We start from the raw sequence: 13940 nt of genomic DNA on the forward strand, positions 1-13940 counted from the left end.
TAGGACCGGGCCACTTCCGTTCGGCGCACGTCGTTGGGCGCCGGCCTCCCCACCACTTAGACGGCGCAGCCTCCCAGCGCGATCGTTCCGTCGACGGCAGCAATCTGCTTCTGGACGTCACCCAGCTTGGCTGTCAGGGAGTTGACGACCAGCTTTTGGGCAGCAACTGCATCCTTGTTCGCCTTCTTTTGGCCTTCCAGAGTCCGCAGCGTGGTCTGCGCCTCCGTCACCTGCTGGTCCAGGCTGGTCAACTGGTTCTGCAGAGTTTTCAGGTTGGCTTCCACCGCACTGATCTCCCCGTTGAGCTGGTTGAGCTGGTCCGCGAGCGGTGCCACCCGACTTTGCAGGGACAGGATCTCGTTTTCCTTGGCGGTGATCTGGCCATTGAGGTCAGAGACCTGCGCGGCAAGGCTTTCGGCCAGCTTATTGAGGGATTCGACCTGCGTCTCCTGCGCGGCCACGGCACCGTTCGCTGCCGCCAAGAGGCCCTGCAGCTCTGCCAGCTCGGCCTGCAACGCTGACAGCTCCTCTTTCTTGGCATCAACGGCGTTATCCGCTGTGGTGAGCTCGCTCTGTGCTTTCGCCAGGACCTCCTCCTTCTCCGCCAGCAGGGCCCTCTGGTCGGTGGCAGCCTCCTGAGCCTGCTGCGCGTCGGTCACCAGCCCTGGAAGTTCCGCTTCCAGGTCGGCGACCACCTTTTGCTGGGCCGCGACGGCGGCGGCAGCGTCGGAGGCCGCTTGCTCGAGCGTTACAAGTTGGCCGTGAAGGGTGGAAAGTTCGTCCTGCTTGAGCGTCACCGCAGCATTGGCCTGGTCAACTTCTTCCTGCAGGGCCGGAACCTGTCCCTTGAGGTTGGCGATCTCGATCTCTTTGGCGGCCAGCCCTGCGTTAGCTGCATCGAGTGCTGCCTGCAGCGGCGCCGCCTGCTGTTGCAGTGAGCTGCTCTCCGTCTGCTTGGCCAGCAGCTGGGTGTTAAGGGTGTTCACCTGGGTCTGCAGAGTTGTCAGGTCGCCCTGCAGTCCGGAGATCTGTGCGGTCTTGTCTGAGATGAGGCCGTTGACGACGGCCAGCTCGTCCTGCTTAGCCTTGCGCTGATCAAGCAGAGCCTGCTTCTCATCGTTATTGCCCTTGATGGCGGCCATGCGCTTGGTGAGATCGTCAATTTGCAGGTCAAGCGTGGTCTTCCTGGCCTGAAGCGCTGCAAGCTCGTTCTGGGCCGTGGTCAGTTCAGCCTGCTTTGCCGTGACGCTTGCACTCAGCGTGGTGATCTGACCCTGAAGGGTAGCGATCTCCGCGCTGAGGGTGCTGATCCCGGCCGTATTGTCCTCCACTGCTTTCGCGGCTTCCGCGGCAGTGTCTTGCAGGGTTGCCAGCTCAGCCTCAGCCGCTGCTATGGCGTCGTTTTGAGCGCGGAGGGCATCCGTCGCATGGGTAGCCGTCAACTGGAGGGACGCCAGTTGACCCTCGGCCTCGGTTATCTGTGCCTCTTTATCATCAACTGCTGCATCTGCGGCTGTCGCCGTTGCGGCGAGGTCGGCCAGCGTCTGCTCCTCCTCCGCCAACCGCTCCCTCGCAGCGTTCAGCGTCTCACTTGCGGTAGCGCTGTCCGCTTCGAGGACCTCCAGATCCTCCTGGGCCTTGGTGACTTCCAGCTGCGCCGCGTAGACAGCGGCTGACGCCTCTGCCACCGCCGTGGAAAGCGCAGCCAGTTCACCCTCGGCCTGCTGGATCTGGGTTTCCTTGGCGGTCACGGCACTGACGGCATCAGCCGCAGCTTTCTGCAGTCTTTCGAGCTCGGCCCGAGCCGCGGTGAGCTCCTCGCTGTTGGCGGCCTGTTCTGTAACGATTTTGGCTAACTCGGCTTCCAGGCCTTTGACTGAAGCCTCGGCTGCTGCCAGCTCTGCTTGGAGCGGCGAAAGCTCGCTGACAACGCCAGCCCGCTCACTCTGAAGACCAGCGAGGGCAGCTTCGGCTTCCGTAACCTGCGCCGCTGTGTCGGCTTGCTCGGCAAGCAACCGTTCCAGTTCCTGTTTTGCTTCAGCCTCGGCATCAGTGAGTTGCTGCTCCTCGGCTGCAAGCTCAGCCAGCGCCTTGTCAGCAGCGTCAATGCCAGCCGCCAGCTCGGCTTCCTGGGCCGTGAGTTGCGCCTTCTCAGCCTCCAATTTGGCGATGACATCCGCGTTCTTCTTTGCCGCTGCCTTCAGCAGGTTCTCCTGGACCGTCCCGCGGTGGGCGAATTGGTTAACAACGCCGTTGCAGATGCTGGTATTTGACGTGGTTCCTGCAGCAAAGGCCGGCTGGACCAAAACCAGGCCGCTGGTGAGTAGACCCGGCAAGACAACTGCTGCAGCAAGACGGCGGGAGAGGACAGATTTGCTGGGGGAAGTGCGCATGCGAGCTCCTGAGACCATCGGGCGGCCCACGTTGGCCGCTGCCTGCACTAAAGGTAAGTTCCAGCCCCACCGGAGAACACGCGTAATTGGCCACCTGACTTTGACCTTCAAGTACTCGTTTTCCGAAGCGGCCGGGCCGCGCGACTACTTGGTCAAGGCCCAGCCAGGGCACGGAATATGACCGCGCCGGTCTCCCGGTTAACCGCGGTTACTTCCTGCATCCCCGCATTGCGGCGGCCTTTGATTCACCTTCCGGGGCTGCCGGATAGTTGCTCCAACGCATCCGTTTCGTTGCATCACCTACCGACTTTCCAGGGGAAAATCATGACCATTAAGGCCAAGCCCACCGCTGTCGCGGCTCTGACAGCAGCAGCGCTGCTGGGACTGGCAGCCTGCGCAGACCCGGGCGCGACGGCGGCGACGGCACCGAGTCCGGCAAGTACGAGGCCGTACTTGCAACGTGACCGTGACCGAGGCCCGTAGGGAAAAGTTCGGCTTCGCGACCTACCGCAACGACCTCCTGAGCTTCTATGCGTAGAGCGGGTCCGATATCGGTGAGATCAAGGAAGCTAAGAACGTGGCGGGCAAGCGCAACGTCGTGGGCTCGGGCACCTACCAGGAAGCAATCCTGGTGCGCTGGTACGAGGAGAACAGGCCCAAGAAGTAGGCAGCCTGACGACGAAGGAAACCGGAACATAAGCTGTTAGAGGAGCTGATCCAGTTTCGGCGGAGAAGGGACAGGCGATGGCGGAGACGGATACCACTGACAGCCGCCTGGCGCAGCTGCTGGCCGCGACCGTTCGGCGTGACCCGAACGCCACTATCGAGCTGACGGTGGTCGTTGACGGCACCATCATCTCGGGATCGGCCGTCTCCGAGCAGGCCTGGGAGCGACGGCAGAACGACCAGGTCCGGGCCGGAAGCCCGGAAGTGGCGGACGCTCTTGAGTCTGGGGCGCCGGCATCGGACGAACGTAAGCTGAGCCAGGATCCGTACCTTCACTTTCTCGGCCCTGTGCTTGTTACAGGCGGCCGGAAGGTTTGCCTGCAGGCAACGAGGTCGATCTTCGGAAAGTCTCCGCCTGGAGTATCGGCCGGATGCCCGCCGACCAGGAATGGCACCGGCCTTCCTACGACTGATCAGGCCTCGACTGATCGCTTCACATGCAACACGATGTGATTTCTAGAATGGCGGAGGTACCGGAGGCTTTGCGGCTGAGGCCGGTTCAGCGGTTTCGGCGCGGCCCGCATCCCTGTCCACTGCGCCGGCGTCTGCGGCACCGGTGCTGTAGGTCCTGCCCAGCGCAGAGCGCCATCGAAGATCGCCGCCATGGGACAAATGCTCATAGCTCCAGGCACCGATGGACTTGAGGGCATGGTGCCTTCGGCACAGCAGTGCCAGGTTCCCCGGCTCGGTGTGCCCACCGTCCTGCCATTCGATGGTGTGGTCCACTTCGCATCCTCGCGCCGGGCGGGCACAACCCGGAAACCGGCACGTGCCGTCCCGGCTGTGCAGGTATCGGAGCAAGGCCTGGGGCGGACGGTAAGCCGTTCGGCCAACTCCCAGGGCCTGGCCCGTGCTGAAGTCGGTAAAAAGACGGTGCCAGTTAGGAGCCAAGGCCGCCAACCTGAGTGCCGTGTCCGCATCAATGGGTCCGTACCCCTGGAGCTCAGCGGTGCGCAGCCCGGTCGCGCCGGCCTCGTGTGCGAAGGGCGCCGCAGCAGGTACGCCGGCGAGAACCTGTCCTACCGGGATGGTTACCACGACTTCGGGGCGGAAGGGCCCGATTCCCTCACTGGATCCGCCCAGAAGCCGGTAGGCCAGTGCATCTGCACGGTACTCCGGCAAGGTTCGTGGTGGTGTGCGGCTTCCGGGAGCGGCGGCAGTACCCGGCACTTGATACGTGTCCGCTTCCGCAGCCCGGGCGCTGGCCAGCCGGGCGTCGCGGTCAAGCCCGTTGAAAATGGGGAGGCCGGCCTCTGCCGGCAGATAGGCGGTAATAGTGCACATGCCGTCCCGCTCAGGCGTGAACCATACACCCCGTTCACGCCGGGCCGATGCCTTCCGGGACGAGAGGCTTTCGGGATGGAGCCGCTCGCGCAGCCGACGCAGGCTGGTCCGCAGTTCGACGGCGGTGCGGAGCCGGCCCTGGCGCGTCCGCGTGCGCAGCAGGGCTATCCGCGAGAATTCGCCATGGTGGGCTGCGGGCAAAGAGCGCGCCTGTTCGAGGATGACTCGTGCATGCGCGGGGGAGATTTTTCCTTCCTCAACCGCTTCGAGGACCTCCCATTGACACGTGGTGAGCTCCACAGCGTCATTCACGGACTGGGCTGCTGATCCTTCCGAAACAGCACAGGCTGTTGCCACCTCCGTAACCGCGAGGGCGTGGGCCTCTTCTCCGCCAAAACGCATGGGCTGGCTGCCATCGCGGGGCGGCATCTCCTCAGCAACCGCTTCTTCGACCCGGGCAACGGCCCGCATCTTCATGGCAGTGGCCCAGGCAATAAGCCGGTCGGCTGACTGTGCCAACCCAAGAGCTTCATCAGCAGTCAGGAAGGAGGGCAGCGGATAGCTGACTTCACCGCCGAGAAGCGGCCCGCCGTCCGCAAACCGGACAGCAGGAAACCAGACGTCGTCAGCTGCCAGTTCCGTCTGCACGTGCGCCCCTTCCCCTTAATGTCCTTGGTGTCCTTTTCCGCTGACTACAGCTTAGGAAGGGGGTCTGACAATTTCGGAGGGACCTACAGAACCTGCTCCCACACCGTGAGTGCAGCCTGATCTTCCCCCGTCAGGGTCGACGACGGTCGCATCCACCCAGGCCGTACGGGCAAGGACACTGCTGCGCCAGGCCAGGACTGACCTCGCCGGTACAGCGGCTCCGGCACTGGCCGCCGCTAAGCTTGCGCCATGGCCAGGAAAACCACAGCAGAGAAGCTTGCCACCATCCAGAAGGGCTACGCCCTGGAAGGCGCCACCATCGAACTGGGGGCTGCCATCATCGACGGCGAGCTGCACAAGGATGCTCCGGTGCGGCTGCCGCTGGCCATGATGAACCGGCACGGGCTGGTTGCAGGGGCGACCGGCACCGGCAAGACCGTCACGCTGCACATGATGGCCGAGCAGCTGTCCACGGCCGGCGTCCCCGTTTTCCTGGCGGATATCAAGGGCGACCTTTCCGGGCTGGCCACGGCGGCAACAGGCAGCGAAAAGCTCAGCGTCCGCACCGAAAGCATCGGCCAGCCCTGGCAGGGCCGGACGTTCCCTGTCGAATTCCTGGCGCTCGGCGGCGACGGCAACGGCGTCCCGGTCCGCGCCACAGTCTCGTCCTTCGGCCCCATCCTGCTCTCGCGCATCATGGAATTGAACGACACGCAGGAGTCCAGCCTGCAGCTGGTGTTCTACTTTGCGGACAAGAACGGCCTGGAACTGGTCGACCTCAAGGACCTGCGGGCCGTCATCCAGTTCCTGACCTCCGCCGAGGGCAAGGACCAGCTGGAGGAACTCGGCGGGCTCTCCAAAGCCACTGCCGGCGTGATCCTGCGGGAACTCGTCAACCTGGAAGCACAAGGGCTGGAGAAGTTCTTCGGCGAACCGGAGTTCGATACCGCCGAGCTGCTGCGCACCGCCCCCGACGGCCGGGGCGTGATCACCTGTCTGGAGCTGCCCACCCTGCAGACCAAGCCCATGCTGTTCTCCACGTTCCTGATGTGGCTGCTGGCCGATCTCTTTGAGGACCTGCCGGAGGCCGGCGACCTGGACAAGCCAAAGCTCGTGTTCTTCCTGGACGAGGCGCACCTGCTGTTCAACGGGGCGTCCAAAGCCTTCCTCGAGGCGATCACCACCACCGTCCGGCTCATCCGGTCCAAGGGCGTGGGCATCTTCTTCGTCACCCAGACCCCCAAGGATGTTCCCGCCGACGTTTTGGGCCAGCTGGCCAACCGGGTGCAGCACGCCTTACGGGCTTTTACCCCGGAGGACGCCAAGGCCCTGAAGGCCACCGTGTCCACGTTCCCGGTCAGCGACTACGACCTTGAGAAGACCCTGACATCAGCCGGCATCGGCGAAGCGGTCATCACCGTCATGAATGACAAAGGCGCCCCTACGCCGGTGGCACATACCCGCCTGCGTGCGCCGGAATCCGTGATGGGTCCCAGCGAGGAAGCCCTGGTCCGGAGCACCGTGGCCGGCTCGGCACTCCTGCCCAAATACGGAACCGCGGTGGACAACCCGTCCGCCTACGAGAAGCTGGCCGGCAAGACCGCCGCACCCACGGGTCCGGCAGCGGAAGTTCCGGGCCCGCTGGACGTGGATGAGGAGGCCCGCCGCATCGAGGAGGAAATCCTGGGCAGGCCGAGCAGCAGGACAAGCAGCAAACCCGCGTCGCGCCGTGACGAGACACCTGTTGAGGCTCCCCGCAGGCAGTCACAGCCCCAGCCCGGTGGCGGGATGATGGACGACCTCGGCGCGGTCCTTGGCGGCGCACTCGGCGGCGGCCTGAAGAGCATGGCCAGGTCCGTCGGTACCCAGCTGGGCCGTGAATTGTTGCGCGGCGTGTTTGGCACGTCGTCCCGGCGCCGCCGCCGCTGACCAAAGCGCTGTCTACGGCGCCCTGACCGGCTGCGCCGTACGCCGCCGTCGGACGTTTTCCCCACGTTTCTGCCCCGGGTAGGGGAGACACCAACTTTAGTGTGCGATCGCACTAACGTTACTGTAAGGAACGTGCAGATGAGTCAAGCGTTGGTGAGGATAGCGGCCGGATGGCTGCTCGGCCTCATGCTTGCCGTGGCCGGAGCCGTCGTTGCAGTGAACCTGGTGAACAACACCGTGGCGAGCCCGCAGCAGCCGGTCCGCGAATATCTGGACGCCCTGCAGGACGGCGACGGCGGCAGGGCGCTGGGGCTGCTGCGCGCCACCGTGCCGCCCAGCAACGCCGCAATGCTGGACGGGACCGGGCTGCAGACCGCGGCGTCCCGCCTCACCAACGTGGAGATCGGCGACCCGCAGGACCGCCCGGGCGACCAGGTGGTGGTGCCGATGGAATACACGATTGACGGCAGCCGCCTCAGCACCGAATTCCTGCTGGAGAAAACCGGCACGGAGTGGATCTTCTTCAACACCTGGGCATTCGTCCCCTCCCGGCTGCCCACGCTGGACATCACCGTAGTCAACGGCAACCAGGCCAACGTCAACGGCGTCCCGGTGAACATGCCCAACGGCCGGAACTCGTTCGCCGTGTTCTACCCCGGCGAGTACGAGGCCGCCCTGAACGGCCAGTACTTCTCCGCCCCCGCCACCCGGGCCACCGTGACGGCCCGCGATGTTCCCGTGGCACCGCTCAACCTGCTGACGCAGGCAACGGGCAGGCTGAAGGAAGACGTGGCGGACAAGGTCAAGGAGTTCCTGGACGGCTGTGCTGCGGAAGCGGGCAAGGAGCAGAAGCTGCAGCCGGACTGCCCGTTCTATTACGCCAGCAACAACCGGGTGCAGGACGGCAGCATCAAGTGGACCGTCACGGAGTATCCCAACGTCTCCATCGAGCCGTTCGACGGACGCTGGGTGGTGGCTCCTCTGGACGGCAAGGCCAAGGTGGAAGCGCTCCAGCAGAACTCCTTCACCGGCATCTGGTACCCCCTCGAGGCAGAGGTGGACTTCAGCTTTACCACCCGCCTGGACGTCTCCGGCGACGCGGTCAAAGTCACCCCGATGCTGAGCTTCTAGCTCGCCTCGCAAGCACCGCCAGCACTTGGGCCACCATGGCATCCGGGTGGTATACAACGTCGGAGTAGTAGTACCGAAGGGCCGTGTAGCCCTGGACCACGGACTCGTTGTTCCGCCGGTGATCCTTCTGGACCTGGTTCCACTCGGCATGGTGCCGGCCATCAAGCTCCACCACCAGCCAGCCGTCCAGCAACAGGTCGACGTAGCCCACCCGCGCCAGGTAGAACTGCGTCTGCACAGAGATGCCTGCCTGCCGAAAATATGTGCGCGCCAGTGTTTCGAGGAGTGAGTCGGATCCCCGGTCCACCCAGTCCAGCACCGCCCTTGCTTTCCCGTTCCGTTTCCCGGGCAGCCGATGGCGCAGGAAGCCGACGGTCATGTCTCCCCTCGATACCGCGCACTCCACCATGACCAGCGACTCCGGGAAGGGCAGACACCGCAGAGCGTGGACCAGCACATCGGCGAGCGCAGCGACCGGACGAAGCCTGGAAGGTGGCAGCAGCAGCCCTGCGTGGTGGACGGCAGGGTCACCCACTGCTGCCTGCCGCTGGTGGTAGACGTGCCGAAGAACCGGAGGCTTCACGCACCAGAGGTTGTAGTACGGCGCGGCGCTGGAACAGGTCAGCAATTCCCGGTTCCGCAGTACGGCAACCAGGTCCGGGGACGCCGTCGGGAGGGCGTAAAGTCCCCGGTCCGGTTGCAGGATGCCTCTACGTACAGCCCGTCTTGCCAGTGGGGGTGCAGCACCCGGAGTCGGCCCTATGTGAAGAACTGGAGGTATCCATCAACGTCACGTCAGGCACGCTTTTGGCTCCACTGCGCACGGCAGGCCGCGCGCAGTCGCGGTTCTTGCGGGGGTACGGCCGCAAAAGGCTGCCTGCCGTGACATCAAGAGACACAGCAGGCAGCCTTTAGCATTACGACGGCGGGGCGTCAGTCCATGCCGCGGAGGTCCAGGACGAGCTCGGTGTCGCCGTCGGCCTGCAGGACCACGGGGATGCCCCAGTCCTGCTGGTACAGGTGGCAGGCGGCGTGGTCCGGGATCTCGCCGTCCTCGGTCTCCGGGCCGTCACAAGCGGCAGCGCGGGCGGTAATGTGCAGCACGCCCTCCGGAATCCCGGACGAGAGCTCCACGGTGCGGAGCAGCCCCACGGAGGTTCCGCCGCCGGACACCAGGAGCTCCGGCGGGGTGGAAGAGATCTTGAGCTGCGTGGGGTCGCCCCAGCGGTCGTCCAGTTTCTGCCCGGTGGGGGCGGTGAACCGGACAGTGAGCTCCAGCGGGCCGGGCGCCACAGGGCTCTTGGGCCGGTGCGTCTGGGACGCGCCCTCGTCCACCTGCTGCGCTTCCTTGGGGATGGGGACGTACACCAGCTGGTGCTGGTTGGCCTCCACTACTACCAGCAGCGGCTCGGAACCGGCCGAATGGGTGTGGTCCACGATGACGTCTGAGGGTTCCAGGAGTCCCCGCGCCAGGGTTGAGACGGTTCCCGCCGAGGGGTCGTAGCGGCGCACGGCGCCGTTGTAGGTGTCCGCAATCGCCACGGAGCCGTCGGGGAGGACTGTCACGCCCAGCGGGTGCTGCAGGCGCGCTTCAACGGCAGGACCGTCGCGGAAGCCGAAATCGAACAGGCCCTTGCCCAACGCAGACTCCACGGTGATGCTGCCGGCATCGTCGATCACGAGCTTCCGGAGCGCCGACGTCTCGGAATCGGCCACCCAGATGTTGCCGTCGCCGTCCTCGGCCAGGCCGGAGGGCTGCGCGAACCAGGCTTCGTGGGCGGGGCCGTCCAGGAGGCCCTCCAGGCCGTTGCCGGCGATGATGTCCACTTCGCCGGAGACGGGGTCGAAGCTGAAGATCTGGTGGGTGCCGGCCATGGCGATCACCACGGCGTTGAGCTTGCGCGACCAGACCAGGTCCCACGGCGAGCTCAGCGACACCTCGAGGGGGTGCCCGCTCAGCCGGCCGGTGAATCCGGCGGCGTCCTCGTCCACGCGTGCGGGGCCCGTCTCCAGCAGGCGCTGGACACCGTTGCCGGCGAGCGTGGAGGCCTTGCCGTCCGTGAGGGACAGTCCGCGCAGGCGGTGGTTGACGGAGTCTGCAATTACGACGTCGTAGCCGACCTTGGCTGCCACATCCTCCGGCAGCAGGACCAGGCCCTGGGGTTCGTTGAACTGCGCCGTTGCGGTATCGCCGGCCGCCGGGCCGTCCGCATAGCCCTTGGTGCCGGAACCGAAGGTGGCCAGGACCGTCGTGAAGTCGGTGCCTAGTTCCACCACCCGGTGGTGCCCGGTATCGGTGACCAGCCAGGAACCCTTCTCCGCAGCATCCTTCACTGCGGCACCTGCTGCGGGGCCGCCGTCGGACGCTTCATCTGCGCCCGAGCCGCGGCCGGCGGGCAGGAAGAGCGCCTTGCCGGGGAACCGCAGGGTGCCCGACGTCGGTTCGGGCGCCACATAGGGGCCGGAACCGCGGTGGAGGGTGCCCTTGGCCTCGTGTTCGGCGATGAGCTCGGGGATCAGCACTGCCAGGCCGTCCGCGTGGCCCTCGCCCGACAGGTGCGCAACGATGTAGCCTTCGGGGTCGATGACCACCAGGGTGGGCCAGGCGCGGGCGGTGTAGGCCTTCCAGGTGTCCAGCTCCGGATCGTCGAGGACCGGGTGGTGGATCTCGTAGCGTTCCACGGCGGCGGCCAGGGCCACCGGGTCGGCCTCGTGCTCGAACTTGGGTGAGTGGACGCCGACGGTCACCAGGACGTCCGAGTACTCCTCCTCCAGGGGACGCAGCTCGTCCAGGACATGGAGGCAGTTGATGCAGCAGAACGTCCAGAAGTCGAGCAGCACGATCTTGCCGCGGAGGGCCTCAAGGTCCAGGGTCTTGCCGCCGGTGTTCAACCAGTTGCGGCCCACCAGTTCAGAGGCGCGGACCCGGGCGTGGGTGCGTACGGTTTCGCTCATCAGCGTCCTTCCAGCTTGTTGCGTTCAGCCAGCTTGGCGTCGCGTTCGGCCAATTTGGCAAACATATCGTTGTAAGCGGTGAGATCGGCGTCGTTATTCCTGTCCGCGGCCCGGTCCACCCGCTTGGTTTCCCGTGCGTCGGAACGGGACCACATGATGGCGACGCCGATCGCCACCAGGAGGGTGGGCACTTCGCCGATGCCCCAGGCCACTGCGCCGCCCTTCTGCTGGTCCACCAGCGCGGAGTCTCCCCACGCCCGGCCCAGGTTGCCGAAGTAGTCGGCGGCCAGGAGGTTGTCCCCGCCCATGATGGCGACGCCGAAGAAGGCGTGGAAGCCCATGGTCGCCAGCAGGAGGAGCAGCCGCAGCGGATAGGGCGCGCGGCGGGGCAGCGGGTCAGTGCCGATCATGGTCAGGATGAAGATGTAGCCGGTCAGCAGGAAGTGCACGATCATCAGCTCATGGCCCACGTGCTCACGCATGGCGAAGCCGAACAGGTCCGAGTAGTAGAACAGGACGATCGAGCCGGCGAAGTTGGCCGCCGCGAAGAGCGGGTGCGTCACTACCTGCGAGAACTTCGAGTGCACGAAGACCAGGATCCACTCGCGTGGCCCGCGCGAGCCGTCACCGCGGGGCTGCAGGGCGCGCAGCGCAAGCGTGACCGGGGCGCCCAGCACCAGGAAGATGGGGGCAACCATGGTCAGTGCCATGTGGTCCACCATGTGTGCGGAGAACAGTATGCGGCCGTAGACCGACGGCGGCCCGGAGGTGATGTAGGTCAGCACCAGCAGGCCGATGACCCAGTTGATGGACCGGAACCACTGCCAGGAGTCGCCGCGGCGGCGGATTTTGGCAACGCCCAGGAAGTAGGACACCAGGCCAAACAGCGCGAACGCGATCCACAGCCAGTCCAGGCGCCATTCCGTCAGCCACCGTTCCGCGGTCAGCTCCGGGGGAAGTTCGTAGCCGGTGAGGATGAAAGCGGGCGAGGCGTCCGGCGCGTAAGTGGTGGGCTGCGGCGGGGCTGAACGGCCCAGTGCGACGGCGATGCCGGACGTTCCGGCCATTACCAGGAGCTCCGCGAGGATCAGCTGCCAGAGCACCCGGCGCGACGACATCGTGTTGCCTTGGCGGCCCAGCTGCGGGATGACCCACTGGCGGTGCATAAAGCCGATTCCGCCCAGCACCAGCGTGGCGGCGGTCTTGGCCAGGATCAGCTGGCCGTACGCGGAGCCAAAGAGGTCGGCCCAGCTGGTGATGCGGATGCTCGCGTTGATGACGCCGGAGGCGAGGACCAGCACGAACGCGAACCCGGCGAGGCTGGAGAACCTCTTGAGCGTGGCCTCGGTGATGTCGCCCGCAGCCCCTGCCTTGGCACCGGTCAGGATGCCGGAGAGCAGGGCCAGCATGATGATGCCGCCCACCCAGGTGCTGACGCCCACCAGGTGCAGGCCCAGGGAGTTGATGGCGCCCTCGTGGTCGGATGAGCTGGAGGAGTGTCCGATCAGGGCTGTGGGCACGAGCCTATCAGTGCCAGCATGAGCGTGAGCGCCAAGCCCCCAAGCGACCTGACGCCGAACAGCGCTGTGGTCACCACGGCAGCGATGATGGTGACGGCCAGCCAGGCACGGCCGGTTTCGATGTCGGTCATGAAGTACACGAGGGCCTGGGTGAACTCGGCGTCACCTGACAGGCCTTGGCCGGCCACGTCCGCGTAGGTGAGGACCAGGACTGCGATGGCCGAGAGGGTCCAGGCTGCGCCGGCGGCCGCCGCTGCCGCCAGGGCCCTGCTGAAGGCGGGGTGTTCCGGACCTTCACTCCCCTCGGCCCTGTCCCTGCTGCGGGGGGCCAGGCTCCTGGGCAGGATGCCGACGGCGAAGACCAGGCCGCCGATGACCGTGGCCAGTGAAATGTTGTGGAGGGCCTTGCTGACGGGGAGTCCCCATCGCACCAAGGCACCCGGATCAGCAACGCCCCGGGTGGCGGCCGCACCTGAAAAGATCAGGGCCACTGTCAGGCCGAGGAACAGGGTTGCCAGTCCCGCGAGCTGCCAGGGCAGGGAGACACCCAGGGCATCACCGCCCGGCCCCCGTCCGCCTTTGCCGGCGGGCAGGGGTGTGGTGGATTGGGATTTTGCGGCAGAAGACACCACTCCATTGTCCGCTACGCCTGCCCGGGCCGCGAATCTGCTGATCAAGGGGCAGGGCCCATGCAAAAGGGCGGCAACCGGATGGTTGCCGCCCTTTTCTGTCCGGTCCGCCGCTAGGATGGCGGACCGGGAAGAAGTTGCTTACTTCTTGTTGGAGACCGCAGCCTTCAGCTTGGAGCCGGCGGTCAGCTTGACGCTGTGGCCTGCTGCGATCTGGATGGTCTCACCCGTCTGCGGGTTGCGGCCGGTGCGTGCTGCACGGTCGGTACGCTCGACGGCGAGCCAGCCCGGGATGGTGATCTTCTCGCCCGCGGCGACGGAAGTCTCGAAAACCTCGAACAGTGCGTCGAGGACGGAGTTGACGGCTGCCTGGCTGGTGCCGGCCTTGCCCGCTACCTCTGCAACAAGTTCACTACGGTTCTTAGCCATTTATGTCCTCCTGGACGATCATGATTCTGGAGCCTATACGCGGCATGCGCACAAGCCACTGTTCGAAAACTTACCAGCTTGGACGGTCGAGGGCGGCAAATTCCGCGTGTTTCCGCGACTTTTTGAGGTTAATCACCGGATTTTGGGGGGTTTGCGGGCCTTCAGGCGGCCGATCCTCCATCAAATTCCACGCCCCGTACCCCTTCGGGCACGCTCTCTCACCTCCTGCAAGGCCTGGCGGGATGCTCTCTCATTTGTGGCGGGTTTCAAAACCTACTCGCCGGGGGTTTGGTGGT

8 protein-coding genes and 2 pseudogenes are annotated in these 13940 nt (G+C 65.5%); 4 read left to right on the top strand and 6 right to left on the bottom strand.

Annotation, left to right across the window (positions count from 1 at the left end; all coding sequences use genetic code 11):
- Window positions 1-56: 56 nt before the first annotated feature.
- Window positions 57-2393, bottom strand: coding sequence for a coiled-coil domain-containing protein (locus G205_RS12230; protein ID WP_009358236.1), 2337 nt, complete (start codon window positions 2391-2393; stop codon window positions 57-59).
- A gap of 422 nt (window positions 2394-2815) precedes the next feature.
- Between G205_RS12230 and G205_RS24060 the strand changes: the two are divergent.
- A pseudogene (locus G205_RS24060) lies at window positions 2816-3048 on the top strand (ABC transporter substrate-binding protein); the annotation flags it as partial.
- A gap of 89 nt (window positions 3049-3137) precedes the next feature.
- Window positions 3138-3572 carry a hypothetical protein gene (locus G205_RS12235; RefSeq protein ID WP_009358237.1) on the top strand — a complete coding sequence of 145 codons (435 nt, stop codon included), beginning with the start codon at window positions 3138-3140 and terminating at the stop codon, window positions 3570-3572.
- A gap of 3 nt (window positions 3573-3575) precedes the next feature.
- On the opposite strand, the gene G205_RS12240 is transcribed toward G205_RS12235, so the two are convergent.
- On the bottom strand, window positions 3576-5051 hold the full coding sequence (locus G205_RS12240; RefSeq protein ID WP_009358238.1) for an HNH endonuclease signature motif containing protein: 1476 nt from the start codon (window positions 5049-5051) through the stop codon (window positions 3576-3578).
- A gap of 249 nt (window positions 5052-5300) precedes the next feature.
- Here G205_RS12240 and G205_RS12245 point away from each other — a divergent pair, with 249 nt between their 5' ends.
- Together G205_RS12245 and G205_RS12250 are read left to right on the top strand one after the other, a co-directional pair.
- Complete coding sequence (locus G205_RS12245) at window positions 5301-6980, top strand: helicase HerA-like domain-containing protein (protein ID WP_009358239.1); 1680 nt, start codon at window positions 5301-5303, stop codon at window positions 6978-6980.
- A 138-nt stretch (window positions 6981-7118) separates the two neighbouring features.
- Entirely contained in the window at window positions 7119-8111 is a 993-nt protein-coding gene (locus G205_RS12250; protein ID WP_200859161.1) for a hypothetical protein, read from the top strand.
- On the opposite strand, the gene G205_RS12255 is transcribed toward G205_RS12250, so the two are convergent.
- The 4 genes and pseudogenes from G205_RS12255 to G205_RS12270 form a co-directional block, all read right to left on the bottom strand.
- On the bottom strand, window positions 8089-8694 hold the full coding sequence (locus G205_RS12255; protein ID WP_235046904.1) for an endonuclease domain-containing protein: 606 nt from the start codon (window positions 8692-8694) through the stop codon (window positions 8089-8091). The two genes, G205_RS12250 and G205_RS12255, sit on opposite strands and share 23 nt — an antisense overlap.
- 350 nt (window positions 8695-9044) lie before the next feature.
- A complete protein-coding gene (locus G205_RS12260; protein ID WP_009358242.1) occupies window positions 9045-11066 on the bottom strand; it encodes an NHL domain-containing thioredoxin family protein in 2022 nt (673 codons plus the stop codon).
- Window positions 11066-13218 (bottom strand): annotated as a pseudogene (locus tag G205_RS12265) (bifunctional copper resistance protein CopD/cytochrome c oxidase assembly protein). Before G205_RS12265 ends, G205_RS12260 begins: the two are co-directional and overlap by 1 nt.
- A 138-nt stretch (window positions 13219-13356) precedes the next feature.
- Complete coding sequence (locus G205_RS12270) at window positions 13357-13644, bottom strand: HU family DNA-binding protein (RefSeq protein ID WP_009358243.1); 288 nt, start codon at window positions 13642-13644, stop codon at window positions 13357-13359.
- Between the last annotated feature and the right edge of the window lie 296 nt (window positions 13645-13940).

This window comes from Arthrobacter nitrophenolicus, assembly GCF_000332815.1.
In the GTDB taxonomy this organism is placed as follows: domain Bacteria; phylum Actinomycetota; class Actinomycetes; order Actinomycetales; family Micrococcaceae; genus Arthrobacter; species Arthrobacter nitrophenolicus.